1 pseudogene is annotated in these 501 nt (G+C 68.7%); it reads left to right on the top strand.

Annotated elements, in window-relative coordinates:
• Positions 1–139: 139 nt before the first annotated feature.
• Positions 140–501 (top strand): annotated as a pseudogene (locus tag U8525_RS34445) (transposase family protein); the annotation flags it as partial.

The following is a 501-nucleotide window of genomic DNA, read 5'->3' as shown; positions in this document are numbered from 1 at the left end:
CTCCGCCAGACGGCGAACGGTGACGTCTCCCTTTGGGCAGAAGCTCGCGCCCCACGCCGCTGATTCCCGCGCAGCCCCTTTCACGAATTTCCTCGCCGCACCAGACGGGGCGCGGCGAGGAGTTACGAGCAAAAGCGCGCGATGCCCTTCCTGCAAGGTGCGTAGCGAAACGCCGCACAGCACCTACGTTCGGCGCCCGGCTGACCTGCCTTCTGCTGGGCACGCTGTTCAGCTTCATCTGCGTGTGCGCCGTTTCTCCTGTCGAAACAAGACGTGCACGCGCCGCACCTTCGCGGAGCACCTGCCTCGTCTGCTCGCCCCCCGTGCCCGGCGCACGCATCGGCTCGCCACGGCGCAGCGCGCGGTGGGCATGGCGGCGGGAGCAGAAGCCGGGGCGAGGCTTCTCACGCCACTCGCCATGTCGACGAGTCCCGACACGCTGCTCCGGTTGATGCACAGCGCTCCCCTCCCTCCGAGGACACAGCCTCGGGTCCTCGGAGT

Origin of the sequence: Corallococcus sp. RDP092CA (assembly GCF_041903675.1) — a bacterium.
Lineage (GTDB): Bacteria > Myxococcota > Myxococcia > Myxococcales > Myxococcaceae > Corallococcus.
This window is presented reverse-complemented; position numbering and strand designations above follow the sequence as displayed.